18 protein-coding genes and 2 tRNA genes are annotated in these 25,078 nt (G+C 65.6%); 4 read left to right on the top strand and 16 right to left on the bottom strand.

The genetic code is table 11. The features are described from left to right. Window positions 1–8 precede the first annotated feature (8 nt). The 9 genes from YP76_RS01015 to lptB form a co-directional block, all read right to left on the bottom strand. Complete coding sequence (locus YP76_RS01015; RefSeq protein WP_013847864.1) at window positions 9–347, bottom strand: P-II family nitrogen regulator; 339 nt, start codon at window positions 345–347, stop codon at window positions 9–11. Between the two features lie 162 nt (window positions 348–509). Next, window positions 510–1,085, bottom strand: a complete 576-nt coding sequence (locus YP76_RS01010) for a DUF924 family protein (RefSeq protein ID WP_046761761.1) — start codon at window positions 1,083–1,085, stop codon at window positions 510–512. Window positions 1,086–1,139: 54 nt separating this feature from the next. After that, the gene (gene tldD / locus YP76_RS01005) at window positions 1,140–2,582 is read right to left on the bottom strand and encodes a metalloprotease TldD (protein ID WP_046761760.1); all 1,443 of its coding nucleotides are present in this window, start codon (window positions 2,580–2,582) and stop codon (window positions 1,140–1,142) included. A 50-nt stretch (window positions 2,583–2,632) separates the two neighbouring features. Next, window positions 2,633–2,860, bottom strand: a complete 228-nt coding sequence (locus tag YP76_RS01000; RefSeq protein ID WP_046761759.1) for a zinc-finger domain-containing protein — start codon at window positions 2,858–2,860, stop codon at window positions 2,633–2,635. Between the two features lie 309 nt (window positions 2,861–3,169). Next, window positions 3,170–3,245: transfer RNA gene (locus tag YP76_RS00995), tRNA-Val, on the bottom strand. 86 nt (window positions 3,246–3,331) lie between these two features. Next, window positions 3,332–4,330, bottom strand: a complete 999-nt coding sequence (locus YP76_RS00990) for a winged helix DNA-binding protein (RefSeq protein ID WP_046761758.1) — start codon at window positions 4,328–4,330, stop codon at window positions 3,332–3,334. A 214-nt stretch (window positions 4,331–4,544) separates the two neighbouring features. Next, window positions 4,545–5,396, bottom strand: a complete 852-nt coding sequence (locus tag YP76_RS00985) for a D-amino-acid transaminase (RefSeq protein ID WP_046761757.1) — start codon at window positions 5,394–5,396, stop codon at window positions 4,545–4,547. Between the two features lie 52 nt (window positions 5,397–5,448). Then, window positions 5,449–6,963 (bottom strand): RNA polymerase factor sigma-54, encoded by a 1,515-nt coding sequence (gene rpoN, locus YP76_RS00980; RefSeq protein WP_046761756.1) that lies wholly within the window; start codon window positions 6,961–6,963, stop codon window positions 5,449–5,451. Window positions 6,964–7,011: 48 nt separating this feature from the next. Continuing rightward, on the bottom strand, window positions 7,012–7,797 hold the full coding sequence (lptB, locus tag YP76_RS00975; protein ID WP_046761755.1) for an LPS export ABC transporter ATP-binding protein: 786 nt from the start codon (window positions 7,795–7,797) through the stop codon (window positions 7,012–7,014). A 24-nt stretch (window positions 7,798–7,821) separates the two neighbouring features. Between lptB and YP76_RS27520 the strand changes: the two genes are divergently transcribed. Continuing rightward, window positions 7,822–7,995, top strand: coding sequence for a hypothetical protein (locus YP76_RS27520; RefSeq protein WP_157035630.1), 174 nt, complete (start codon window positions 7,822–7,824; stop codon window positions 7,993–7,995). A 130-nt stretch (window positions 7,996–8,125) separates the two neighbouring features. Here YP76_RS27520 and YP76_RS00970 read toward each other — a convergent pair whose 3' ends face one another. From YP76_RS00970 to YP76_RS00950, 5 genes are read right to left on the bottom strand one after another with little or no spacing between them, the layout of a single operon-like run. After that, on the bottom strand, window positions 8,126–11,191 hold the full coding sequence (locus YP76_RS00970; protein WP_046761754.1) for an efflux RND transporter permease subunit: 3,066 nt from the start codon (window positions 11,189–11,191) through the stop codon (window positions 8,126–8,128). Window positions 11,192–11,195: 4 nt separating this feature from the next. Then, window positions 11,196–12,188 (bottom strand): efflux RND transporter periplasmic adaptor subunit, encoded by a 993-nt coding sequence (locus tag YP76_RS00965; RefSeq protein ID WP_046761753.1) that lies wholly within the window; start codon window positions 12,186–12,188, stop codon window positions 11,196–11,198. After that, on the bottom strand, window positions 12,185–13,576 hold the full coding sequence (locus YP76_RS00960) for a TolC family protein (protein WP_046761752.1): 1,392 nt from the start codon (window positions 13,574–13,576) through the stop codon (window positions 12,185–12,187). Before YP76_RS00960 ends, YP76_RS00965 begins: the two co-directional genes overlap by 4 nt. Window positions 13,577–13,630: 54 nt before the next feature. Further along, a complete protein-coding gene (locus YP76_RS00955; protein ID WP_046761751.1) occupies window positions 13,631–15,007 on the bottom strand; it encodes a metallophosphoesterase in 1,377 nt (458 codons plus the stop codon). Window positions 15,008–15,020: 13 nt separating this feature from the next. Next, the gene (locus YP76_RS00950; protein WP_046761750.1) at window positions 15,021–17,279 is read right to left on the bottom strand and encodes a TonB-dependent receptor; all 2,259 of its coding nucleotides are present in this window, start codon (window positions 17,277–17,279) and stop codon (window positions 15,021–15,023) included. A 151-nt stretch (window positions 17,280–17,430) separates the two neighbouring features. Between YP76_RS00950 and YP76_RS00945 the strand changes: the two genes are divergently transcribed. Continuing rightward, window positions 17,431–18,126: a response regulator transcription factor gene (locus tag YP76_RS00945; RefSeq protein WP_232307414.1), complete on the top strand. Its 696-nt coding sequence runs from the start codon at window positions 17,431–17,433 to the stop codon at window positions 18,124–18,126. After that, complete coding sequence (locus tag YP76_RS00940; protein ID WP_046761749.1) at window positions 18,119–19,483, top strand: HAMP domain-containing sensor histidine kinase; 1,365 nt, start codon at window positions 18,119–18,121, stop codon at window positions 19,481–19,483. Before YP76_RS00945 ends, YP76_RS00940 begins: the two co-directional genes overlap by 8 nt. A 300-nt stretch (window positions 19,484–19,783) precedes the next feature. Here YP76_RS00940 and YP76_RS00935 read toward each other — a convergent pair. After that, a tRNA-Leu gene (locus YP76_RS00935) sits at window positions 19,784–19,870 on the bottom strand. Between the two features lie 190 nt (window positions 19,871–20,060). Between YP76_RS00935 and YP76_RS00930 the strand changes: the two genes are divergently transcribed. Further along, window positions 20,061–20,495, top strand: coding sequence for a hypothetical protein (locus YP76_RS00930; protein WP_232307413.1), 435 nt, complete (start codon window positions 20,061–20,063; stop codon window positions 20,493–20,495). 9 nt (window positions 20,496–20,504) lie between these two features. On the opposite strand, the gene gltB is transcribed toward YP76_RS00930, so the two are convergent. After that, window positions 20,505–25,043, bottom strand: coding sequence for a glutamate synthase large subunit (gene gltB, locus YP76_RS00925; protein ID WP_046761747.1), 4,539 nt, complete (start codon window positions 25,041–25,043; stop codon window positions 20,505–20,507). Between the last annotated feature and the right edge of the window lie 35 nt (window positions 25,044–25,078).

Here is a 25,078-nt window from a genome sequence, read left to right as displayed (position 1 = left end):
TTTCCCCCTTACAGAGCGGTTTCGCCGGTTTCGCCGGTACGGATGCGCACCGCCTGCTCGACATCGAGGACGAAGATCTTGCCATCGCCGATGGCGCCGGAATTGGCGGCAGCCTGCGTGGCTTCAACGACGCGCGGCGCGAGGTCGTCGTCGCAGACCACCTCGATCTTGATCTTCGGAACCATGTTGGTCGAATATTCGGCGCCGCGATAGATTTCGGTCTGCCCCTTCTGGCGGCCGAAGCCCTTCACTTCGCTCACCGTCATGCCGGCGATGCCGAGCGAGGAAAGAGCCTCGCGGACATCGTCAAGCTTGAACGGCTTGATGATAGCCATGACAAGTTTCATGTCGCCCCCTGTTACTGGTGTGCGACAAGTTACACAGCAAGTGCCGTGCCAATTTGTGAAAGGCGCGTTAATGCAGGATTTCTTCCAGGCGGCTCATGCTGCGCCGCCAAAAATTTGTGCAGTGGCGTGGCTCTGCCTAAAAATTAGGCAGAAATAAGGAGCCTACCAGCCTGCGCCCGTCCTTGCCACCTCCTGCTCCTCGGGCAAGGTGGAACGGCCCAGCAGGGCATTGCGATGGGGAAAGCGGCCGAAACGCTCGATCACCCTGTAATGCTGCCGCGCAAAATCCAGCGACTTTGCATCGTCTGCCCCCTCGAAGAGGCTGAGCGACAATGTCTGGTCATCCATGTCTTCGCTATGCTGGAAGGGCATGTAGAAGAACAGGCGGCCAGCCCCACCGATCTGGATGTCATATCCCTGCGCGACGGCGCCGCGCGCCACCACCCGCGCCAGTCCGTCGGTGGCGAAGGCCTGCGCCGTGTCCCGGAACATGTTACGCGGCAATTGGTCGAACAGCAGCACCGCGGCCAGCGCGTCATCGGCCCGATCGAGAAATTCGGCCGCATCCAGGCGGCGCTTTTCCTCCCACAGGGCGTGGAAACGGACATGGCATCGCCGGTCCAGCGCGGGATCGCGGTGCCACCACCCCGCCTCGCCAATCTGGTTGAACCAGAAATCCAGCAGCGCCGCCGCCCAGTCGGCCGTCACCGCATCATGACTGTCGGTCAACATGTTCATAAATGGACAAAGATGGAAGGGCGCAGGAGTTCCTCAACCCACGGCTTCCCTGCCTCAGGTTGCCGTGCCACCCACGGTCAGGCCTTCCAGCAGCAGCGTGGGCTGGCCAACCCCTGCGGGCACGCTTTGGCCGCCCTTCCCGCACATGCCGATGCCTTCGTCCAGCGCCCAGTCATGGCCGATGCCGATGACCTTGGTCAGCGCTGTCGGGCCGTCGCCGATCAGCGTCGCGCCCTTGATCGGCTCGCCCAGCTTGCCATTCTCGACCTTGTAAGCCTCGGTGCAGGAAAAGACGAACTTGCCCGACACGATATCGACCTGCCCACCCCCGAAGCTTTTCGCGAAAATGCCCGACTTCATCCGGGAAAGCAGTTCTTCCGGATCGTCATTGCTTCCCTTGATGAAGGTATTGGTCATGCGCGGCATCGGCGCATGCGCATAGCTTTCGCGGCGGCCGTTGCCGGTTGGCTCCACGCCCATCAGCCGGGCGTTCAGGCGATCCTGCATATACCCCTTGAGGATGCCATCCTCGATCAGCACATTTTCCTTCGTCGGCGTGCCTTCGTCGTCGATGGAAAGCGAGCCGCGCCGGTTCATGATGGAGCCGTCATCGACCACGGTGACGCCCGGCGCCGCGACACGTTCACCCACCCTGCCGGAAAAAGCGCTGGTGCCCTTGCGGTTGAAGTCGCCTTCCAGGCCGTGACCGATCGCCTCGTGCACCAGCACGCCGGGCCAGCCCGGCCCCAGCAGGACGGTCATCTCGCCTGCGGGGGCAGCCACCGAACGCAGATTGACCCGCGCCTGCGCCAACGCCTCGTCGATCGCCCGGTTCCAGATCGCCGGGTCCATCACCTCGTCGTAGAGATAACGCCCGCCGATACCGAACACGCCGGTCTCGCGGCGCCCATTCTCCTCCAGGATGACAGAGACGTTGAGCCGCACCAGGGGACGGATGTCGGTCGCGGTGAAGCCGTCGGCGCGGACGATCTCGACCACCGACCAGCTTCCAGCCAGGCTCACCGACACCTGCGCGACACGCGGATCGCGAGCGCGGGCGGCAGCGTCAATCGCGGCGCAGAGCGTCACTTTCTCGGCAAAGGGCACGATCTCCAGCGGATTGACGTCGGTATAGAGATGGCGGTTGGTATGCAGCGGGGGCGGCGCGGGCTGGCCCTTGGCCGGATCGAGCAGCGTCAGCGTCTCGGCCGCACGGCGGATCGCGGCTTCGCTGATGTCATTGGCATGGGCGAAGCCGGTCATCTCGCCCGACACCCCGCGCAGGCCGAAACCCGCATCGGTCGAATAATCGGCGGTCTTCAGCCTTCCATCGTCGAAGCCGAAGCTCTCGCTTGCCCGATATTGCAGATACAGCTCACCATCGTCGCAGCTTTTGAGCGCCTGTGTGGTCAGGCGACGCGCGCTATCGGGATCGAGCAGGCCCGGACGATAGATCAGGCCGCGCGCGTCGGTGAACTGGAGATCAGTTTCGGTCATGCCGCCCGATATAGGAGGGGCAGGCCGCAAGCCCAATCAAAATCGTAGGTTTAAAGGCTGGCGCCCGAGGAAATGTCAGGCAGGCCCGCGATTTCCGGTGTGTCTGCAATGCCACCGACCAGCACGAACCGGCGGTCGCAATAGCCGCAGTCGACATAGCCATGCTCATCGATCTCAAGGAAGACGCGCGGATGGCCGAGGGCGGCGGGAATGTCGCCCGAACCGTCGCAAGAGACACGGGACTTGGAGACTCGGAGGATTTCAGGCGGCTGGATCATGGCGGCACCGATTAGCAGCGCCGAGGTTGCACCGCAATATCCGCCAGAAGCCGTTCACATCAGCAGCAATGGCGGCTTTTTCCCGTGGCACGGTTTTCCCGCTGCGACGTCCACAGTCTTGGCCGGCATCTTCCAATCGAGGCAATCGCGCGCGGCGGCCAGCGAAAGCGGCGAAAATATCAATAGAAAGGGTGCTATCGTACTGCCTAGCAGGAGTGTGAGAGGCATAAGCCGACTGCCTTACAAAGGGCTGATGTTCGGCGGACGATAAACCATCCGGCCTCTTGGGCAAACAGCTTTCAAGAGAGATGGTGGGCGATGACGGGCTCGAACCGCCGACATTCTCGGTGTAAACGAGACGCTCTACCAACTGAGCTAATCGCCCGATGTCCGTGCTGACCGCAGGGCCTTCGGTGCGCGCCTATCTACGACAATCCGCTCGCCGGTCAAGCCGTGATGACAGCATATTGTTCATGCGCACAGGAAACGGCGGCTGGCCGTGAACCAGCGGGCCAGCGACTCCGCCGTATGATCGGTCAGCGCAATGAACACGCGGCGTCCGTCATGCGGATCGGCCTGGCGATGGACGAAGCCTTGTTCCGTCAGCGTCCGGATCCAGCGCAGGGCCGTGGTCGGCGGCACGGCCGAGGCGATGCACAGGCTGGACACCGAGACCCGCTCATGCTCCAGCCGCGCCGCCAGCAGGTCCAGCAGCATGTCCCAGGCGGGATCGGCAAAAAGGTCGGCGGGCAGGAAATCGTCGCGCAACCGCCGCGCCCGCAGCAGGTCGCGTACCTGCACGGCGTCGACTTCGACAGTGTCCGATGGCTTGTCCGCGCTGCCGATCGGCTCGAGCGCGGGCATGCCGATATAGTCGCTGGGCTGGTCAGAAATGCGCGGACCAAGCTCGAAGGAGGGCGTGGCATGGCGCGGGCGCAGGGTCAACGCCTCCAGCGTGCGCGCGAGCCGGCTCACTTCCTCGCTCAACTGCTGGAGCCTCAGGCCTTCATTGTCGCGGTTCGCTTCGAGAACATGATGGAACTGCGTCTGATCGGCGGCGGCGAGCAGCGCCGCGGCCAGGTCGGCATGGTCGGGCGCGCACAAGAGTTGCGTGCGGTCGCTGCGAATACAGGCATAGGCGAGATCGATGGTGTGCAGACCTGCGACCAGAATGACCGGCATATCATTCTGCATCGCCAGGGTCTCGACCTGGACCAGCAGCCGTTCGAGCAGATCATTGGGCGACGGACAGAATAGCAGGACAAGGTCGCAGCCGATCTGCGTATCGAGGCGCATCGCAGCCTGTTCCAGCGTCACGGTGCCCAGCAGTCTTAGACCCGCCGCGTGGCTCAGCGCCTCGGCATCGTCGAGATACGGGCTATCCGCCAGGATCAGCAGGCCCGGCCGATCGTCCTTTGCGCCAAAGGGCTGGCCCGGCGATGTGCCGAAGCCGAATTGATCCATTCCCATGCCGAAATCTCCCCGATTGCCGGACGAAGCTTATCGGAAATGCTTTGTTACGCAGCCAAACTAATCTCCGATATGGAGATTATGTCGCTGACGAACGGCCTCGCATTGCGCTTTTTGGATCTTCGGGAGGGTGGAATACCGAAATGGAGCGTCCCTCCCCGCCGAAATGGCGGGACCGGGATTCATCCGAAATGGATCAAGTTTTGCGTGACCGTCAGACGGCCGTGCTGCGCGCGAAGGCGATGTAGAGGGAACGCAGCCGCATCGCGACCGGACCTGGCGTGCCGTCACCGATGGCCTGGCCATCGATCCGCACCACCGACTGGCAGAGCGTCGAGGCGCTGGTGATGAAGGCTTCCTTGGCCGTCAGTGCCTCCGCTACGGTGAAGGGTCGGCGGATGACGGCGATGGCGCTTTCCTCCGCCAGCGCAGTGAGCGCCGCGCCGGTGCAGCCCGCCAACACCGCCTGGCTGTAAGGGCGGGTGATGATGCCTTCCTCCGTCACGATGAAGGCGGTGGAGGACGCGCCTTCGGTGACGAAGCCGTCCTCGACCATCCAGGCCTCCTGTGCCCCGGTATCGGCGGCGGCGCGCTTGGCCATGGCCTGGGCCAGCAGGCCGACGCTCTTGATGTCGCGCCGCGCCCAGCGCAGGTCGGGCATCGTCGCGACCGCTATGCCATTGCGGACGGCGGGCATGTCGAGGAAAGGCTTGGCCTGGACGAACATCACCAGCGTCGGTCGGATGTCGGGCGAGGGCAGGAAATCGCGGGTCGCGTCGGCGCCGCGCGTGATCTGGAGATAGACCAACCCCTCCACCAGGGCATTGCGGGCCACAAGCTCCCTCTGCGCCGCCTCGATCTCCGCGAGGGAAAGCGGCAGGGCGATGCCGATCGCATCCGTCGACCGCTCCAGCCGGGCGAGATGGGAAGCGCTGTCGACCAGCTTGCCGTCGATCACCGCCGCGACCTCGTAAATGCCGTCGGCGAACAGGAAACCACGATCCAGCACAGAGACCTGGGCTTGCTCCAGAGGCACGAAGCGGCCGTTCAGATAGGCGACGGACATGACGGGTTTCCTTGCTGTGGGGCGGCTGATCTGGCTGTCCGGAGCCTCTGGGTCAAGCGGCCCGCCCGCGCAATGCTTTCTGCCGCCGCCGCTGCACGGACGAGCCGATCCCCATCGCCTCCCGATATTTGGCGACGGTGCGGCGGGCGATATCCATGCCCTTGGCGCGGAGCAGGTCGACCAGCGTGTCGTCGGACAGGATGGCATCGGGCGCCTCCGCACCGATCAGCGCCTTGATGTGGCTCTTGACCGCTTCGGCGGACACGGCGCCGTCGCCACCGGCCGCGGCCACGCCGCTGGAAAAGAAATATTTGAGCTCATACAGCCCGCGCGGGCAGGAAAGATATTTGTTCGACGTCACCCGGCTGACGGTCGATTCATGCATCTGGATCGCATCCGCCACGGCCTTGAGGGTCAGCGGTTTCAGATGCTCCACGCCCTTGCGGAAAAAATCCTCCTGCTGCCGGACGATCTCGCTCGCGACCTTGATGATGGTCTTCTGTCGCTGGTCCAGCGCCTTCACCAGCCAGTTGGCGCTCGCCAGGCAATCGGTGAGCCAGGCTTTCGAGGCCTTGTCCTGCGGCCCGGAAGCCAGTTCGACATAATAGCTGCGGTTGATGAGCACGCGGGGCAGGGTGGCGCCGTTGACCTCGATCGACCAACCCTCGCGCGTCGGCTGCACGAACAGGTCGGGTGTCACGGGCGCGACGCTTTCCATCGAAAAGCGCAGGCCCGGCTTCGGGTCATAGCCGCGCAATTCGCGGATCATGTCCGCCATATCCTCCTCATCCACGCCGCAGATGCGGCGAAGCTGGGGCAGCGCGCCCTTGGCGAGCAGGTCGAGATTGGCGAGCAGCTTCGCCATGCAGGGGTCGTGGCGATCCGCCTCCTTCGCCTGCAACGCCAGGCATTCCGACAATGACCGCGCGCCGACGCCTGTAGGATCGAAGCTCTGGATCACCGCCAGCACCTGCTCGACCTGGTGGAGCGGCACGCCGAGGCCATGGGCCGTCTCCAGCAGATGGGCCTCCAGATAGCCCGCCTCGTCAATCTGGCCGATCAACTGGGTGGCGATGGTCAGGTCCTTGCCCGACAAAATGCTGCGGGCCTGATCCATCAGATGCTCCTGAAGGCCCTGTTCCGGATTGGCGAAGCTGTCGAAATCGGGTGCTTCACCGCTGCCGCCGGACACCATGTCCATGCCGCCGGAGCCGATCGCACTCGCCACCCGGTCGCCTGGCCCATCGTCTATGAAGGTTTCCGCGCCATAGTCGACGTCCAGTGGCGAATCCGCGCCGCCCAGTCCCTGCCCGATCAACTGGTCGGCATCGCCCGTCTCGGCGTGCAGGTCATGCTGGTCCGCCGCCCGGTCCACTCCGTCGGCGGGCGGAGCGAAATCGTCGTCCGGCCCGCTGGATTCCAGCAGCGGGTTCTTCTCCATCTCGCCCGCGACGAATGCCTCGATCTCCAGATTGGACAGCGCCAGCAGCTTTATCGCCTGCTGGAGCTGCGGTGTCATGACAAGCGACTGGCTCTGCCGCAGGTCGAGACGGGGCCCGAGCGCCATCAGCCCTTCCCCTCGCCGTTGTCAGGAAGGGCCAGCCTGCCGGTCATGTCAGAGCGAGAAATTCTCGCCCAGATAGAGCCGCCGCACGTCGGCATTGGCGACCAGTTCGGTCGGGCTACCCGCGAACAGCACCTTGCCGTCATAGATGATGCAGGCGCGGTCCACGATCTCCAGCGTTTCGCGGACATTATGGTCGGTGATCAGCACGCCGATGCCGCGGGTCTTGAGCTGCTTCACCAGATCGCGAATATCCGCGATGGACAGCGGATCGATGCCCGCGAAGGGCTCGTCCAGCAGCACGATCGACGGGTTGGCCGCCAGCGCGCGGGCGATCTCGCAGCGGCGGCGTTCGCCGCCCGACAGCGCCATCGCGGATGAATCGCGCAGCCGGGTCAGGCCAAACTCCTCCAACAATTGTTCCAGCCGCGCGGCGCGGGCCGCCTTGTCCGGCTCCGCCAGTTCCAGCACCGCGCTGATATTCTGGGAGACGGTGAGGCCCCGGAAGATCGATGTTTCCTGCGGCAGATAGCCAAGGCCCAATATCGAGCGGCGATACATGGGCAGGCCGGTGATGTCCTGCCCGTCCAGCACGATACGGCCATGGTCTGGCCGTACCAGCCCCATGACCGAATAGAAACAGGTGGTCTTGCCGGCGCCATTGGGGCCGAGCAGGCCGACGACTTCGCCCTTGCCGACGGTCAGCGACACGTCGGCGAGCACGACACGCTTGTCATAGCTCTTGGCGATCGAGATGACGGACAGGCCCTCTCCTACTTCCTGTGGGGGGAGGGGCGATGCCGGGGCTGTCCGGTCCTGCATCATCACGTCGTCCATCACTTCATCCTTGCTGTCGCATGGTTGATCGCCGGTAAAAATCCTGCCCCGGCCGCGACAATTGGCAAGCTTTGTGCATGGGATGGCCGCCGGGGCAAGGGGAAAAATGGCGTCATTGCCATTAAGGCCGTGAACCGCGGCAAGATTGGGACTGACGGGGCTGCTTTCAATGACGCAGTGCCGCAGGCTCAAAAGTAATGATTGGTGGGGCACCACAAGAGCATATGCGGCCATTTTCCGAGGTTTGACCTCCAACGACCGCATGAGAAAGAACGGCCATGTCGCTGCCCTCTAATCGAGCGGCGCTGTCGCGGGGCTTTAGAAATCATCATTGCGGCTGGCGCCACCGCAGGCAGAGCACCGGCAGCAGCAATAGGCTCATCGCCGTAGAACTGATAAGGCCGCCCAGGATCACCACCGCCATCGGTCCCTGAATCTCGCGCCCTGCCTGCCCGGCGTCGATGGCCAGCGGTGCAAGCCCCAGCGCGGTGACGAGCGCAGTCATCAGGATCGGCGTCACCCGTTCCCGCGTCGCGCGCAACATCGTGTCCAGCGACCAGTTCGCGCCTTCTGCTTCCACCAGATGATCGGCATGGGACAGCAGCAGGATCGCGTTGCGCGCGGCGATGCCGAACAGCGTCACGAAACCCACCAGCGCGCCCAGCGACACGACGCCCCCGGTCAGCAACACCGCGACCACGCCGCCTGCCAGTGCAAAGGGTGTGCTCGACAGGATCAGCGCGGTTGGCCGCCCGCCGCCAAAGGCCAGCGCCAGCAGGGCGATCATGGCAATAGCGGCGAAGCCGATATTCAGCATCAGCTGGTTCGATGCCGCCGCTTGTCCCTCGGCAGCCCCGGCATAGTCGAGATAGACGCCGGGGGGCAGGTGGACCTGCGCGGCGATGCGGGCGCGAGCGGCATGGACGAAGCCGCTGACGTCGGATCCGGTGGGATTGAGCGTCACCACCTGTCGCCGCTGACCACTTTCGTGGACGATGGTGGAGCGGCCTTCCTCCTCGCGGATCGTCGCGATGGCGCTGAGCGGGGTCGCGTTACCGTCCGACGCGCGGACGAGCATCGCGCCGATGCTTTCCGGGTCCTGCCGCAGTGCGGGCGGCAAGGCCAGGGCAATGTCCACGGTGCGGTCGGCATCGCTGGCCTGCGTGACGACGTGGCCCTGAAAGGCGATCTCGATGGCGTCATAGGCATCGGTCGCGGTGATGCCGTGTAGCGCCATGCGGTTCGGGTCGAGACGGATGCGCAATATTGGCGTTCCCGCAGGCGCCTTGACCTGCACGTCCGCCGCGCCGGGCATGGCACCCACGACCTGGGCTATGTCTCCGGCGACACGGTCCAGCGTGTCAAGATCGGCACCATAGATGCTGATCGCGACCGCCGCCGTTTCGCCCGACAGGCTTTCGCCGATACGATCGCCGAGGAAGGTCAGGACCTCGCTCTGGATTCCCGGATAACGGGAGAGGATTTTGCGAATGCCCGCCTGTGCGGCTTCCTCGCCCGCGCCGTCGACGGGTTTCAGCTTGACATGGAACTCGCTGTGGTTGGGCAGGAAGGTATCTTCGCCCGCTTCGGCGCGGCCGATCTGCTGCGTGACAGTGGCGACTTGCGGCAGGGCAAGAAGGTCATGCGAGATGCGCCCGCCCGCCCGCCGCATCCAGTCCATCGACGCGCCGTTCGGCCCCAGCACTTGCAGCACATAATGGCGCTCGCGGAAGGCGGGAAGCAGTTCATTGCCGAGCGACAGGAACAACAGCCCGCCAATGATACCGGTCAGCGCCGTAGCCGCGGCGATCGGGCGCGGATGGGCGCAGAGGCGGCGGACCAGCCGCTCATGCGCGCCCTTGATGCGGGCGATGAAGCGCGGCTCCTTCGGATGGACGGCATGGCCCAGCAGCAGGAAGGCGAGCGCGGGCGTCACGCTGACCGCGACCAGCAGGGATGCGAGCACCGCGAGCGCGAAGGCCAGCGCCAGCGGGCGGAAGAAGGCGCCGTGCAGCCCGGTCAGCAGCAGGATCGGCGCCATGGTCAGCAGCAGCACCCAGGTTGCATAGACGACCGGCGCGCGCACCTCGACCGAGGCGGCCTCCACGACGGCGGCCCGCGACAGGCCCGGCGGGGCTAGGCGCAGGCGGCGGGCGATATTCTCTATGTCGACGATGGCGTCGTCGATCACCACGCCCAGCGCCACGGCGAGGCCGCCCAGTGTCATCGTGTTGATGGTCTGGCCGAAATGGTCGAGCACCAGCATCGCAGCCAGCAGTGACAGCGGGATTGACAGGAAGGCGATCAGCGCGACGCGCAGGCTGCGCATGAAGGCGATCAGCACGAAGGCGATCAGCAGTCCGCCGATCAGCAGGTCGTGGCGGATGCCCGCGAGCGCCGTCTGGATGAAATTGGCCGGACGGTGGAGCGCGGGATAGAGCGTCACCCCCTGCGCGGCGAGGGCGGGACGCATGTCGTCCAACGCCTTTTCCACCGCCAATGTCGTGTCCAGCGTATTGGCGCCATATTGGCTCGACAGCGCCAGCAGCACGCCGGGCTTGCCCATGATGAGCGCGTCCCCGAATTGCGGCGCGGGCGCGTCGACTACATCGGCGACATCGCCCAACCGCAGCGACCCGCCGTTGAGTGGCATCAGCACCGAATTGGCGAGGCTCTTCGCCGTCACCGCGCCATTGTCCGGCTGGACCAGGATGCGCTGGCTGGGCGTGTCGGCAAAGCCGCCGCCGCGCACCGCCGCGCTGGCCTGGATGGCGGCGCCAAGATCGTTGAGAGAGAGGTTGCGGGCGATGAGGTCGGTCGGGCGGACGCGGATCTCGATCCGCCGCTGTGCCCCGCCAAAGACGGTCGCGCGCGCTACGCCGGGCACGCTTAGCAGCCGCTGCCGCACGGTCCATTGCACCAGGTCGCGCAGGGCAATGGGACTCAAACGGGACGAGGTGAAGCCGATCTTCAGCAGGTCCATGGTGGAGGAGGTCAGCGGTGTCAGCGTTGGCGGGCCGACCCCGACGGGCAGGCGGGCGGCGGCATCGCCCAGCGCCTCGGCCACCACCTGCCGGGCGCGATAGGGATCGCTGCCCTCCTTGAACACGATGGTGATGACCGACAGGCCCTGGATGGATTCCGATCGCACCGATTCCACGCCATTGGCGCCGTTGATGACGCTTTCCAGCGGATGGGTGACGAGCGCTTCCACCTGTTCGGGCACGAAGCCGGGCGCTTCGGTCTGCACCGTGGCTTGCGGCGGCACGAAGTCGGGAAAGACGTCATAGGGCGCCCTGCGCAGCGACAGGCCGCCGACCATCAACAGCATCACCGCGGCGGTCAGCACCATCCAGGGATGGCGCACGCTTTGGCGGACGACAAGGGCGAGCATGGCGCTAGTCGTCCTCCCTCATCGGTTCGCCGCCGCGTTCCATGAAGAGCAGCACGGCCGGTCCCCCGATCGCGACGCGGTCGCCCGGCCGGACGCCGGACGGTGCGAACCAGCCACCCGCCTGCGGCCGCGCGCCGGTCAGTTCGACCCGGCGATAGCCGCCGCCCGGTTCGAGGCGATAGACCCAGAGGCTGCCCTGATAGCGCAGCAGCGCATCGCGCGGGACCAGCGTGCCGCTTTCGCCGGCGCTGCCCGCCATGCTGACGGGCAGCACGCGGCCGGTGCCCAGCTCGCGCGCCAATGGCCCCCGGACGATGGCCAGGGCACCGGCGCTTTGCAGGTGCAGATCGGCATTGGCGGCCGCGCCGATCAACCGGACATGGGCCGCGCCAGGGCCTTCGCCGACCTGCACCACTGTCCCGTCCGGCGGCGTGCCGTCGGTGAAGTCGACGCGGATCAGGCTGGTCTCGCCATCGGCCAGGCTGCGCACCGTCTGGTCCAGCGCTTGCGGCGAACCCCGGGCAAGGGCGGGGCCATATTCCAGCTCGATCCGCCGGATGGCGGCGGTGAGCCGAGCTTGGTCCGCCAGGGCCTGGGCGCGGGCGATCTCGACGGCGTGGACCGACGCGCTTTGCTCATCACTGGCGAGCGCGTGCTGGCGCGCATAATCGGCCTGCGATGCAGCCAGCGCGGCGCGGGCGCTCACGATCTCGGCCTCTATGGCAGCCAGTGCGCTGATGTCGAGCGCGCGGGCAAAGCCACGGCGGATGGCGGGCGCGCGCGACGGCGCCAGGGTGACGAGCCGGATGCCGGCGCGCGCCGCGCCAGCCCGGTCCAGCATCACCATGCCATCCTGCGCGACGGGGGCGGAGGCCTTCGCCCCTGCCGCGTCATCCTCGTCCCGGCCGCTGAGGAGGGCAGGGAAGGCAAGGAGCAGCGCGCCCGCCAGCGCGGCACCCGCGATACCGGAGGCGGCGGCCAGATAGAGCGGCTTCATGGGGTCGGCTCCAACGCGCCGGGGGTGAGATGCATTTCGGGTCCTTCCAGCGGGCGGCGCAGCGCGTCCTCCAGCGCCGCATCGGCGGCCTGGACGCGGGCCAGCGCGGTCAGTTCGGTGAGTTCCGCCTGCGGCACACCGCCTTGTGCTGCGGCCCAGTCGGCGCGGTCGATCGCGCCCCGGCGAAACTGTGCATCGGCATCGGTGGCGAGGCGGCGGGCGATGGGCAGGTCCGCCTGCCGCACCCGCGCCAGCGCCGCGCGGGCGAGGCGGGCTTCGCTGATCGCGCTCTCCAGCCCGGCATTGGCGGCGGCGACCACCACCTCCAGCTTGCGCGCCGCCTCGCTGCGCCGGGCCTCGGCGGCGGCGATGGCGTGGCGGTTCATGTCGAGCGGAGGCAGCGCCAGCCCGACCGAAAAGGGCAGCTTGGTAAGACCGCGCTCCCAGCTATAGCCGGGCGATATGCTGATCGCGGGATATTGCCGCGCGACCTCGCCGCGCAGGTCGTTTTCGGCCTGATCATAGGCGGCGAGGGCCTTCAGCACGTCGGCCCGCGCGACCGTGGCGCCGGTGGGGTCGCCCAGGCTGGCGGTCGGATCGGGCGAGGGGCTGTCGAAGCCGGGCCAGTCGAAGGCGATGGGTGCCAGCGCCCCGGCGGGCAGGCCGATGGCGGCGGCCAACGCCTGCCGCGCCGCCGCCGCGCGGCCATGGGCGTCCTCGACCGATGCTGCCGCGCCGGCAGCATCGGCGCGCACCCGCTCCAGATCGGCGCGGGCGACGGCGCCGGCCCTCAGCCGCTTTTCCATCGCCGCCTGTTGCTGGTCGCGGAGCGCGAGGAGCCGTTCTCCCGTCGCTGCCTCGCGGACGGCGACCAGCATGTCGATCAGCGCGCGGCGTGCCTGCATCCGCGCCGCCCAGAGTGTGTCGGCATAGTCATGGCGGGCGATAGTGACGGCGATCTCCCCGCTGCCGATCCGGGCTGCTCGCTGCCCGCCCAGGTCCAGCGGCACGTCGATGGCGCCGCCCAGCAGCCAGGGCGAGCTGGTGGAAGGGTCGCGCGCATATTCGGTGCTGAGCGTCAGGGCCGCGCCGGGGGCCTGACGCGCCGCCCGCGCCTGCGCCCTTGCCGAGATCCAGGTCGTGCGGGCGGCAGCGATGTCGGGATTGTGCACCAGCAGCGCCGCCAGCACCGATAGCCGGGACCAGCGCGCCGCATCATAAGGAGCATCCGGCGCGATCCGGGCCTGCTCGGCGCGGACGGCTTCCGCATCCGTGGGCCGCCGCGCGCGCGCGGCGGCCATTGCCGCTACGTCCATCGGTTTGGGACGATAGGGCACGCAGCCCCCGACAAGGGCTGGCAACAGGAGGAAAAAGGGCCTGCGGATCATGCGAAGGGCTTTAGGCTCGCGGCAGGGAAGCGCCTAATTGCAATATGGTAAGGTTCAGCGCGGGCAAGCGGATCGCCGCCCGACGATGGTACAGCGGCGGATGACCCCGCCCTCCAGCGCGTGCAGCTCCACTCGCCAGCGCCGCCTGCCCGTCCGCTCCAGCGTCATGAAGCCGAAGCCGCCGGTCCAGCTGTCGAAGCGTAGCAGCTTCGCGCCGGGCGCGGGTTCCTGGTCCAGCGCCCGGCCGGCGGGGATCGGCGTCACATCCTCCTGCGTGCCGGCCATGCCGGAAATCCATTGGCCGGGATGGCCGGGGCCGTAATCATCCTGCTGCCATGCATGGACATGGCCCGCGAGCAGCGCGTCGATGCCGGGCAGGCGCAGCGTGGGATCGTCGATGCCGAAGGTCGACCGTACCGCCTCATAGCCCGGCTTGATCCGCAGCGTTCCCTTCTTGTCCGACGCGTTGAGGCCCAGCAGCGGATAATGATCGGCGGCGAAAGTGAAGCTGTGCCCCTTCGCCATGGCCGCGATCGCCCGCTGGATAGAGCGGATCTGTGTGTAACGCGGATCGCCGGGTGGGATTTCATCCTCACCCATGATGGCAAGGTCCATGGCGATGATCTGCGCCCCGCCGCCCAGCGGCACGGCGAAGGGCGGGCTGTCGTCGCCGCGCGCATCGCTGGCGGCGTCATTGCAATCGCGCCCGGCCTCCAGCGGCTGCGCGGCGAGCAGGCGCCACCAGCCCTGACCAGCGCGCAGGCAGCTTTCATGATTGCCGCGTATCATCAGCCAGGGCGCGGCCTCCAGCAGGGGCGCTGCCGGGGTGAAGAAGTCCGCGTCCCATGCATCCCAGCCATAACCCCAGGGCGTGTCGGTGCAGCCCGCATGGCCGGCGCAGGGATTTTCGCGATAGAGATAGTCGCCGACATGCACCACCAGGTCCGGCTTCCACGCCGCCGCCTGCGCCGCGATGCGGGCGAAGGGCCAGGCGCGGGGATCGTTGCATGCCTGATAAGCATTGTCCGATGCCTTGATCCGGCAGCCGGTGTTCCCGATCACCACGATCCGCCGCGCGGTCCTGCGGGGCACCGGCAGTGCGCGGGTGCCGATCCGCACCGCCCGTGCCGTCGCGGGTACGGCTGCTTCGCAGACCCGCACAGGAAAGCGGGAGGGCTTGCTGTTTTCCGCCATCGACCTGGTGGGGCGCAGCGGCAGGTCGGCTGGCTCGGCGCGCACCGCCATCGCCATCTGCCGTCCGTCCAGCGTCAGTACGGGGCAGGCGTCCCCTGCCGCCATCACCGCCCGCGCCACCGGCCCGCCGCCGGTCATCAGCATATAGGTGGAGAGCGGCGCTGGAACTTCCGCCGCCGCCCCGCTCGCCCAGAGGAGGGCGGTTGCCGCCAGTCCCTTCGTCAAGCCGCCGCCCATCCGCCCGCTCCGGTCAGAAGGTGAGGGTGATGTCGCCCGTCACCGAACGGCCGGTCTGGAAGAAGAGCTGGTCGAACTGCGCCGTCTTGCCCGCATTGATGTTGGTAAGGCTGGTCGAGTTGAAGAGGTTGTTCACCTGCACTCCGATGCGCGCCGGCCCGACCTCATAGCTGGCCGACAGGATCGCGCTGTTGTAGCCGGCAATCCGATAGCTGGGATTGGCGGCACCGGTGGCCGATTGCGGGCCGGTATATTTGTCGATCAGCGAGAAGCGGATCGGCCCGTTCTTGAACAGCACGCCACCCGCCGCCGTCCAGGTCGGCGCATTGGCGACCTGAAGGTCCGCGGTGCCCGGATTGTCGGTCTTGGCATAGTTGCGCGACGCATTGGCAAAGACTGCCAGGCCATTGTCGAAGGCATAGGTGACCTGCCCTTCGACCCCCTTGTAGATCACCCGGCCGAGATTGATGAAGACCGTGCCTTCGCTGGCGGGCGCGGTCGGATCGGTCGAGATCTTGTTGCGGAAATCGATATAATAGACGTCCGCGTCCAGGCTGAGATGCGAACCATGATAGACGAAGCCGGTCTGATAATTGGTCGATTTCTGCGGCGCGGCGGACGAGAATTGCGGATAGACCACGTAGAGGGTGCTGAGCGAGGGCGCCAGGAACCCCTTGGCGAACTGGCCATAGATGGACAGCCGGTCGTTCACGGCATAGTTGGCGGTCAGGAAGGGCAGATCGGCCTGATAATTTTTGGAGATATGCTGCGCGAAACGGGTCGTCTGGTTATAGGCCGCGTCGATCCGCCGCTCGAAATCGACATGCTTGAAACCCGGTGTGATGGTGAGGCCCGGCAGCGGGCGAAGCTCCAGTTCGGTGAACAGTTCATAATGGTTGGTGCGACTGTTCTGGTCGAACTTGACATTGGCAGGTGGCTGCACCGTGCCAGCCGGATATTTGGTGAGGTCCAGTGCCTTTTCGACATAGTTGGGCGCCATGGTGACGAGGTTCACGTCGCGCTGCTGGCGATAGGTATTGGCCCATTCGATCCAGAGGCCGCCGGTCAGCGTGGCGAAGTCGGTCAGTTGCACCTTCGCCTTGGCGATGTCGCCCCAGACGCGATATTTGTTGGTCTTGGTATAGCCCGGTACGCCGACCGTCAGCGTCTTGGGATGGGCGGGGTCGAGCGCGACCATGTTGGCCGTCGCGATCTGCGTCGGGGTCGCCGTCGCGAACAATGTCACATCGTTGCCGCTCAGCGTCTCATTGTCGTAGCTGTAGGTGTAGGCGCGATTTTCGAAGGTCGAGCCGGGCGCGATATCCGCCTCCAGCTTGACGATCTCGAAATCGGTCGTCTTGTGGGTGTGGTTATAGCCAGAATAGGTCTGGCTGGCGGGGTCGTTGTTCAGGCTGAAATTCTTGCCGTAGAGCGCGATCTGGCTACGCGTCGCGCCGTCTTTGTCAGGCTGGTTGAAGCGATTCTCGTTATAGGTGCCGAGCAGCGTCAGCGTCACGTCAGGGCTGATCGGGATCATCACCTTGCCGAAGATGTTGTTCGACTTGAACGGGCTGAAGCTGCGGGCGCCGTCCGATTCGATATGCTGGGCCGACAGCATGACCTCCGTTCCGCCCAGCCGGTCGATGGCGCCGCTCTGCAGCACGGCGCGGGTCAGCCATGTGTTCCAACTGCCATAGCTGCCCTTGATCTCCGCGCTCGCATCCTCGCGCGTGGCGCGGGAGAAGAGATTGACGCTGCCGCCAAAGGTCGCGATGCCCAGGTTCGACGCATTGCCGGGACCGCGATCCACCACCAGCGTCTCGATCGTGTTGGACGGGAAGAAGGTGTTGCTGTGGTGCGAGGGATCGTTGGTGTCGCCGAACGGGACGCCGTCATAGGTGATATTATATTCGCCGTCTTGGAAACCGCGCAGTTGCGCCTTGGATTCCGACAGGCCCGGCCCGTTGGTGTTGCCGAAATTGGAGACGCTGGGCGAAATCAACGCGATCTGGTTGAAGTCGGCGGTCGCGGGCAGCGAATCCTCGATGAAGGAGCGGGAGATGATCGCCTGTGGCTGCGTCGCCTGGAGCGAGGCGGTGACGGGCGCGATTTCGTTCGCTTTGGTTGCGGTGACGAGGATATTGGACCCTTCGCCGATCGCCTGCTCTGCGCTGGCGTCGGCGACGGGCGCTTCGGCGGCCCTGGCGGCGGTGAACGGCGCAGTGGCGATAGTGCCGAGCAGCAGCGCCCGGAGCAATGTCGGCTTGGTCATGAAACTCGTCCCCTTCTGACGGCCATATCGGCGTTTCCGGGCGAGCTATGGGCCGGTCATGACGGATCTGTTACGGTATGATAACAGTTTAAAGTGTGGGAAAATGTAAGGTTCCCTGCGGCACGCCGCCGCCCTAATGCAGGCGCAGCGAATGGATGGAGCCCCGGCGTTGCGGATATTGGTGGTGGAGGACGATCCTGAACTTGCCGCGTTCATCGCGGCGGGGCTGGACCGGGCGGGCCATGCGGTCGTGCTGGCGGGCAGCGGGGAGGAGGCGGACGGGCTTGCCGATGCGCGCGATTTCGATGCCGTGATCCTGGACCGGATGCTGCCAGGCATGACGGGGCTCGACCTGCTGCGCCAGTGGCGCGGGCAGGGCAGGCGCACGCCGGTGCTGTTGCTGACAGCGCTGGATGGCATAGACGACCGGGTAGAGGGGCTGGACGCGGGCGCCGACGACCATGTCGGCAAGCCCTTTGCGATAAACGAGTTGCTGGCCCGGCTCCATGCCATCGTCCGTCGCACCCAGGCACCCGAAGCGGCGGCCCGGATCGAGCAGGGGGGACTGGTTCTGGACCTGTTGCGGCGGCAGCTTCGTTACAAGGGCCGTCTGGTGGCGCTCCAGCCGCGCGAGATGCGACTGTTGGAGGAACTGATGCGCCAGTCCGGGGAGGCGGTGACACGGGCGATGCTGCTGGAACGGGTCTGGGGCTTCACCTTCGATCCGCAGACCAGCATCGTCGAAACCCATATGAGCCGCCTGCGCACCAAATTGGCCGACAGCGGCGTGCCGGTCGCGATCGAGGCGGTGCGCAATGTCGGCTATCGGCTCGTCCTGCATGAATAGCCTGCGGCCCCGCTTCCTGGGCAGCGCCGCCTATCGTATCGCCCTTGTCTATGCGCTGGGCTTTGCCGTCGCGATCCTGTTGCTGGGCATCGCGGTCACGCTGGTCGCCCACGCCGCCTTCATGCACCAGTTGGAGGCGCAGATTATCGAGGACAGCGGTGCGCTCGTCGCCGAATATCAGCAGGAGGGGCATGAAGGCCTGAATTTCGCCATTGGCGAGCGGGAGGCGGGCAATACCACCAGTGAGCTGCTCTATGCCGTGTACGCGCGCGACGGCCGGCACATCGCGGGCGGGCTGCACGCCAACCGGCCGCCGCGCGGGTGGAGCGACCTCGACTTCCAGGACCGGCTGGAGGGACCGGACGTCGCTCGCGCCTGGGCGGTCGACCTCAGCGATGGGACGCGGCTGGTGGTCGGCGCGGACTGGTCCGTGGTCGAGCGGGTGGACCATATGCTGGGCGGCATTTTTCTCGCCGCCTTCGCCGTGGTGCTGCTGATCAGCATGATAGGCGCAGTGCTGCTGGGTGCCTATCTGCGCCACCGCCTCTCCGCCATCAGCAGCGCGGCCGACAGCATCATGGCAGGCGACATCAAACGTCGAGTGCCCGAAAGCCGAAGGCGGGACGAGTTCGACGCGCTTGCCCGTTCGCTCAACCAGATGCTGGATCGCATCACCGCTCTGCTGGAAAATCTACGCCAGTTGTCGGGTGACATCGCCCACGATCTGCGCACGCCACTGGCGCGGTTGCGTAACCATCTGGAAGAGAGCCTGGAGGAAAGCGGCGACCCTGCGCGCCAGCGGGACCGGCTTTCCTCCGCGCTGGAGCAGACGGACAAGGTGCTGTCCCTGTTCGCCGCGATCCTGCGAATCAGTGAGATTGAGGGCGGTCGGCGCAGGGCCAGTTTCCGAAGCGTGGACCTGACTGCATTGGCGCAAGAAATTTGCGAAACCTATGCACCCGCGGTCGAGGAGGGCGGGCGCGTCTTGCGCAGCGATATCGCGCATGGGGTGCATGTACAGGGCGACTCCGAACTGCTGGCGCAGGCGATCATCAACCTTCTCGACAACGCGCAGGCCCATACCCCTGCGGGGACCCGCATCCAATTCGTGCTCGAGCGGGAGAGCGGGTCCGCGTGCATCCTCGTGCGCGATGATGGTCCGGGGGTGCCGGCGCAAGCGCTAGACAGCATTTTTCGCCGGTTCGTCCGCCTTGATCCCGGGAGAAGCACGCCGGGGCACGGGCTTGGCCTCAATATGGTCGCGGCAATCATTACCATGCATGACGGCAGGTTGACGGTCGGTGACAACGTGCCGGGCCTCAAAATCGGCTTCACCCTTCCATCCGCTACAATTTGATCGATTGCTGAAATGCAATTCTGTGCGGACGCCATCCTCGCAGCGAAGCTGCCGATCGAATGGGCTGAGCAGGAGCGGCTGTTCGGCTTCGCTGGCTGATCGCCCAACCATCACGCAAACCACAGTGAAGCCGGGTGATTCTCGACAGAGAATCCGGCCGTTCTCGTGCCGCCAACCGAGCGCGGCGCCGCGTCTCTGGCTTCAGGCCGGAAAGGACGCGCCGCGAAATGCCGCGCAACCGCGCCATATTCACGCGGGATGCCCCCGAGGGGGTGAATTTAGTTTGCTTTGAGAACTGTTTGGTGCGGTCGAGAAGACTCGAACTTCCACGGCCTTTCGGCCACAACGACCTCAACGTTGCGCGTCTACCAATTCCGCCACGACCGCACATTTTCCGGGAACCGGCGGGGCCGGTGCCTTGGTAGGAGGCGGCCCTTAGCAAAGGCTTTTGGGTCATGCAACAACCTATCTTCATCTGCGTTGTTTTGGTCAGAGAAAGTCGGGGAGCGACGAAAGGATAAGGAAGGTTGGCCACATGTCCGCGCGCTTCTGGTTATTTTCATTGGCTTGTGCAGGAATGGCTTTGACGGGAGGCTATGGGCTGGGGCTCTATGCCACGACACCGCCAAGGTTGGGAACGGAAACGCCATTGCCTGACGCGGTCGCGCCTGACGGTTCGGACCATGATCCGACATCTGCCGATCTGAACGGACCCGCTATCATCCATTGCAGCGGTTGTGGCCCGACGCTGGCGGACCGCCAGATGGCGGCGGACATGGCGGGCTGGAGCGGGATGAGCGATCCGTTGGTGCGCGACTATGCGGCGCGGGATGAGCCGAACCAGACCGATTATGCCGATCCTCCCCCTCCGGTACGGACACTGCCCGCCTCCATCGAACGATTGGCCGCGGGCGAGAGCGATGGCGATTGGCCGCCGGTCCAGATCGCGCAGGCCCGCAATAGCAAAACGCCCGCCGAGGAAATCCCGGCGGACGCTGCTTTCTCTTACTGATCCGGCCGTTTATTCGGCCGCTACGACCTGGGGTTCTGCATCGCTGAGCGGATAGGCGAGCCGGCTGACCATCTCCTTCGGGCAGACCTGCCAGAAATAACGGCGCCAGCGGTCCCAGTCGTCCAGGATGGTGTTCGACCATTTGCTGTCGGTCGCCACCGCATGCTGGGCGATCAGCGCTTTCAACTCCGCTTCCCAATGGGTGCTTTCCAGCCGCTGCCAGACGATGCTTTCCGGGTTGGCGCGCGTCGGGAAGCTGCCATCCTCGTCCAGGATGAAGGCCATGCCGCCGGTCATGCCCGCGCCGAAATTGGCGCCGGTCCTGCCCAGGATGACCGCCGTGCCGCCGGTCATATATTCGCAGCCGTTTGCGCCGCAGCCCTCGACCACCACCTCTGCGCCTGAGTTGCGGACGGCGAAGCGTTCCCCGGCCTGGCCCGCCGCGAACAGCTTGCCGCTGGTCGCGCCGTAGAGGACGGTGTTGCCGATGATGGTGTTGTCCTTGCTCGACAGGGGCGAGGAGACGGTCGTGCGCACCGTGATGATGCCGCCCGACAGGCCCTTGCCGACATAGTCGTTGGCGTCGCCGAAGACTTCCAGCTTGATCCCCTTGCACAGGAAGGCGCCCAGGGACTGGCCCGCCGACCCGCGCAGGCGCACCGTCAGATGACCGTCCGCCAGCGTCGACATGCCGAACCGTTCGGTCACGGCAGCGGACAGGCGGGTCCCCACGGCGCGATGCGTGTTGCGCACCGTATAGGTGAGCTGCATCTTCTCGCCGCGTTCAAACACCGCGCGGGCATCCTTCATCATCTGCGCGTCAAGGCTGTCCGGCACCGGATTGCGCCATTCGGTCAGCGAGAAACGGCGCTGATCGTCGGGTGCATCCACCTTGGCGAGGATCGGGTTGAGGTCGAGATCGTCCAGATGCTCGGCGCCGCGGTTGACCTGCTTCAGCAATTCCGTGCGGCCGATCACTTCGTCGAGGCTGCGATAGCCCAGACGGGCGAGGATTTCGCGAACCTCTTCCGCGATGAAGGTCATGAGGTTGATGACCTTCTCCGGCGTGCCGGTGAACTTTTCGCGTAGCTTCTCATCCTGCACGCAGACGCCGACGGGACAAGTGTTGCTGTGGCACTGGCGCACCATGATGCAGCCCATCGCCACCAGCGACAGCGTGCCGATGCCGAACTCTTCCGCGCCCAATATCGCCGCGATCACGATGTCGCGGCCGGTCTTGAGCCCGCCGTCGGTGCGCAGCTTCACGCGGTGGCGCAGGCCGTTGAGGGTCAGCACCTGATTGGCTTCGGAAAGCCCCATCTCCCAGGGCGTGCCCGCATATTTCACCGACGTCTGCGGCGAAGCGCCGGTGCCGCCGACATGGCCCGCGACGAGGATGACGTCTGCGTGGGCTTTCGCCACGCCCGCCGCCACGGTGCCGATGCCCGCCTGGCTGACCAGCTTCACGCAGACCCGAGCGCGGGGGTTGATCATCTTGCAGTCGTAGATGAGCTGCGCGAGATCCTCGATCGAGTAGATGTCATGGTGCGGCGGCGGCGAGATCAGCGTCACGCCCGGCGTCGCGTGACGCAGCTTGGCGATGAACTCGGTCACCTTGAAGCCGGGCAACTGGCCACCCTCGCCGGGCTTGGCGCCCTGCGCGACCTTGATTTCGATTTCTTCGGCGCTGCCCAGATATTCGGCATGGACGCCGAACCTACCGCTAGCGATCTGCTTGATCACCGAGTTGGCGTTGTCGCCATTCTCATAGGGCTTGAAGCGATTCGCATCCTCGCCGCCTTCGCCCGACACGGCCTTGGCACCGATACGGTTCATGGCGATGGCCAGCGTCTCATGCGCCTCCGGAGAGAGCGCACCCAGCGACATGCCCGGCGTCACGAAGCGCTTGCGGATTTCGGTGGTTGCCTCGACCTCATCGATCGGCACCGCCTCGCGCGCGAAGTTGAACTCCAGCAGGTCGCGCAGATAGACCGGCGGCAAGTCGCGCACGCCGCGCGAGAATTGCAGATAGGTCGAATAGCTGTCGGTCGCGACCGAGGTCTGCAACAGGTGCATGAGCTGCGCCGAATAGGCATGCGTCTCGCCGCCGTTGCGCTGGCGGTAGAAGCCGCCGACCGGCAGGCGCACGATGGCGCTGTCATGGGCGGCGTCATGGCGCATCTTTGCGCTGAAATGGAGCGACTGATAGCCCTCGCCCGAAATCTTCGCCGGCATGCCGGGGAAGAGATCGTTGACCAGCGCGCGGGACAGCCCCACGGCTTCGAAATTATAGCCGCCGCGATAGCTGCTGATGACCGCGATGCCCATTTTGGACATGATCTTCAGCAGGCCTTCGTTGATCGCGATGCGGAAACGCTCGAAACAAGCCTCCAGCGTCAGGTCACCGAACAGGCCACGCGCATGGCGGTCCGCGATGCTGGCTTCGGCCAGATAGGCGTTCACCGTGGTCGCGCCGACGCCGATCAGCACCGCGAAATAATGGGTGTCGAGCGCTTCGGCGCAGCGCACGTTGATCGATGCGTAGCTGCGCAGCCCCTTGCGGACGAGATGGGTATGCACCGCCGCCGCCGCCAGCACGCCGGCAATGGCGACGCGCCCCGCATTGACATGCTCGTCGGTCAGGAAGATTTCGGTGCGGCCCTCGCGGACGGCCTGTTCCGCTTCTTCGCGGATGCGGGCAATGGCGGCGCGGAGCTGCTCCTGTCCGCCCTCGGCCGGGAAGGTGCAGTCGATTTCCGCAACCGCAGGACCAAAGTGCCCCTTCAGCTTCGCCCATTCGGATGAGGTCAGCACCGGCGAATCCAGCACCAGCACATGGCTGTTCTGCGCGTCCTCCTCCAATATGTTGTGGAGGTTGGAGAAGCGCGTCTTCAGGCTCATCACATACCGCTCGCGCAGCGGATCGATCGGGGGGTTGGTGACCTGGCTGAAATTCTGGCGGAAGAAATGGCTGATCGTGCGCGGCTTGTCGGAAATGACGGCCAGCGGCGTGTCGTCACCCATCGAGCCGACGGCTTCCTTCGCATCCTCGACCATCGGGGCGAGGATCAGTTCCATATCCTCCAGCGTCATGTTGGCGGCGACCTGGCGGCGCGTCAGTTCCGCCTTGTCCCAACTGGGCAGGGCGGACTGCGCGTCGGCCAGATCATTGACCGTCATGAAGTCCTTGATCAGTTCCGAATAAGGGCGCTCGCCCGCAATCTGGTCCTTGATCTCGCGGTCGTCGAAGATCACGCCTTCCTGAAGGTCGACGGCGATCATCTGGCCGGGACCCATGCGGCCCTTCTTGACGATGGTGGTTTCGGGAACCACGACCATGCCGGTTTCCGAACCGACGATCAGCAGATTGTCGCCGGTCAACGTGTAGCGCAGGGGGCGCAGCGCATTGCGATCGACGCCTGCCACGACCCAGCGGCCGTCGGTCATGGCCAGCGCGGCCGGGCCGTCCCACGGCTCCATCACGGAGGCGAGATATTCATACATGTCCGAATGCGTCTGCGGCAGTTCGGCGTCGGCCGACTGATAGGCTTCGGGGACGAGCATCAGCTTGGCGGTCGGTGCGTCGCGGCCCGAGCGGCAGATTGCCTCGAACACGGCGTCGAGCGCGGCGGTGTCGGACGCGCCCGCCGGGATCACCGGCTTGATGTCCTCCGACTGCTCGCCAAAGGCGAGCGAGGCCATCTTGATCTCATGGCTCTTCATCCAGTTCTTGTTGCCGCGAATGGTGTTGATCTCACCATTATGCGCGAGCGTGCGGAACGGCTGGGCCAGCCACCATTGCGGGAAGGTGTTGGTCGAATAGCGCTGGTGGAAGATCGCCACCCGGCTCTCGAACCGGTCGTCCTGGAGGTCCGGGTAGAAGACCGACAGCGATTCCGCGAGAAAGAGCCCCTTGTAGATGATCGAGCGGCAGCTCAGCGAACAGACGTAGAAATCCTGGATTTGCGCGGCGATCACCTTCTTCTCGATCCGGCGGCGGATCAAGTAGAGGTCCTTTTCGAACTCGGCCTGGTCGCGTTCCTCCGGCATCGGGCCAGCGATCATGATCTGCTCGATCTCGGGGCGGGTGCGCTGCGCCTTTTCGCCGATGACGGAGACATCGACGGGCACCTGGCGCCAGCCATAGATGGTGTAGCCCGCATCGATGATCTCGGCCTCGACGATGGTGCGGCAGGTTTCCTGCGCGCTCAAATCGGTACGGGGCAGGAAGATCATGCCGACGGCGAGGCGGTTGGGCAGCGGCTTGTGGCCCGAATCCGCGATGGCGTCATCGAAGAAGCGCACCGGCAGGTCGACATGGATGCCAGCGCCGTCGCCGGTCTTGCCGTCGGCGTCCACTGCGCCACGGTGCCAGACGGCCTTCAGCGCGTCGATGGCGCTGGCCACCACGCGGCGGCTGGGGCGGCCATCGGTCGCGGCCACCAGGCCGACGCCGCAGGCATCGCCTTCCATCTCCGGGTGATACATGCCCTCGGCCGCGATCCGTGCGCGCTCTTCGGGGCTGGCCATGAAATTGGTGTCGGTCATGATGACTTACCCTTGCATGTGGCCGGTCCTGTTTT

The organism is Sphingobium chungbukense (genome assembly GCF_001005725.1).
In the GTDB taxonomy this organism is placed as follows: Bacteria; Pseudomonadota; Alphaproteobacteria; order Sphingomonadales; family Sphingomonadaceae; genus Sphingobium; species Sphingobium chungbukense.
This window is presented reverse-complemented; position numbering and strand designations above follow the sequence as displayed.

What these genes read in the sequence shown, in the direction of transcription:
- YP76_RS01015 (WP_013847864.1), bottom strand. Translation starts at nt 347, where the DNA reads ATGAAACTTGTCATGGCTATCATCAAGCCGTTCAAGCTTGACGATGTC.
- YP76_RS01010 (WP_046761761.1), bottom strand. Translation starts at nt 1,085, where the DNA reads ATGAACATGTTGACCGACAGTCATGATGCGGTGACGGCCGACTGGGCG.
- tldD (WP_046761760.1), bottom strand. Translation starts at nt 2,582, where the DNA reads ATGACCGAAACTGATCTCCAGTTCACCGACGCGCGCGGCCTGATCTAT.
- YP76_RS01000 (WP_046761759.1), bottom strand. Translation starts at nt 2,860, where the DNA reads ATGATCCAGCCGCCTGAAATCCTCCGAGTCTCCAAGTCCCGTGTCTCT.
- YP76_RS00990 (WP_046761758.1), bottom strand. Translation starts at nt 4,330, where the DNA reads ATGGGAATGGATCAATTCGGCTTCGGCACATCGCCGGGCCAGCCCTTT.
- YP76_RS00985 (WP_046761757.1), bottom strand. Translation starts at nt 5,396, where the DNA reads ATGTCCGTCGCCTATCTGAACGGCCGCTTCGTGCCTCTGGAGCAAGCC.
- rpoN (WP_046761756.1), bottom strand. Translation starts at nt 6,963, where the DNA reads ATGGCGCTCGGGCCCCGTCTCGACCTGCGGCAGAGCCAGTCGCTTGTC.
- lptB (WP_046761755.1), bottom strand. Translation starts at nt 7,797, where the DNA reads ATGGACGACGTGATGATGCAGGACCGGACAGCCCCGGCATCGCCCCTC.
- YP76_RS00970 (WP_046761754.1), bottom strand. Translation starts at nt 11,191, where the DNA reads ATGCTCGCCCTTGTCGTCCGCCAAAGCGTGCGCCATCCCTGGATGGTG.
- YP76_RS00965 (WP_046761753.1), bottom strand. Translation starts at nt 12,188, where the DNA reads ATGAAGCCGCTCTATCTGGCCGCCGCCTCCGGTATCGCGGGTGCCGCG.
- YP76_RS00960 (WP_046761752.1), bottom strand. Translation starts at nt 13,576, where the DNA reads ATGATCCGCAGGCCCTTTTTCCTCCTGTTGCCAGCCCTTGTCGGGGGC.
- YP76_RS00955 (WP_046761751.1), bottom strand. Translation starts at nt 15,007, where the DNA reads ATGGGCGGCGGCTTGACGAAGGGACTGGCGGCAACCGCCCTCCTCTGG.
- YP76_RS00950 (WP_046761750.1), bottom strand. Translation starts at nt 17,279, where the DNA reads ATGACCAAGCCGACATTGCTCCGGGCGCTGCTGCTCGGCACTATCGCC.
- YP76_RS00945 (WP_232307414.1), top strand. Translation starts at nt 17,431, where the DNA reads ATGGATGGAGCCCCGGCGTTGCGGATATTGGTGGTGGAGGACGATCCT.
- YP76_RS00940 (WP_046761749.1), top strand. Translation starts at nt 18,119, where the DNA reads ATGAATAGCCTGCGGCCCCGCTTCCTGGGCAGCGCCGCCTATCGTATC.
- YP76_RS00930 (WP_232307413.1), top strand. Translation starts at nt 20,061, where the DNA reads ATGGCTTTGACGGGAGGCTATGGGCTGGGGCTCTATGCCACGACACCG.
- gltB (WP_046761747.1), bottom strand. Translation starts at nt 25,043, where the DNA reads ATGACCGACACCAATTTCATGGCCAGCCCCGAAGAGCGCGCACGGATC.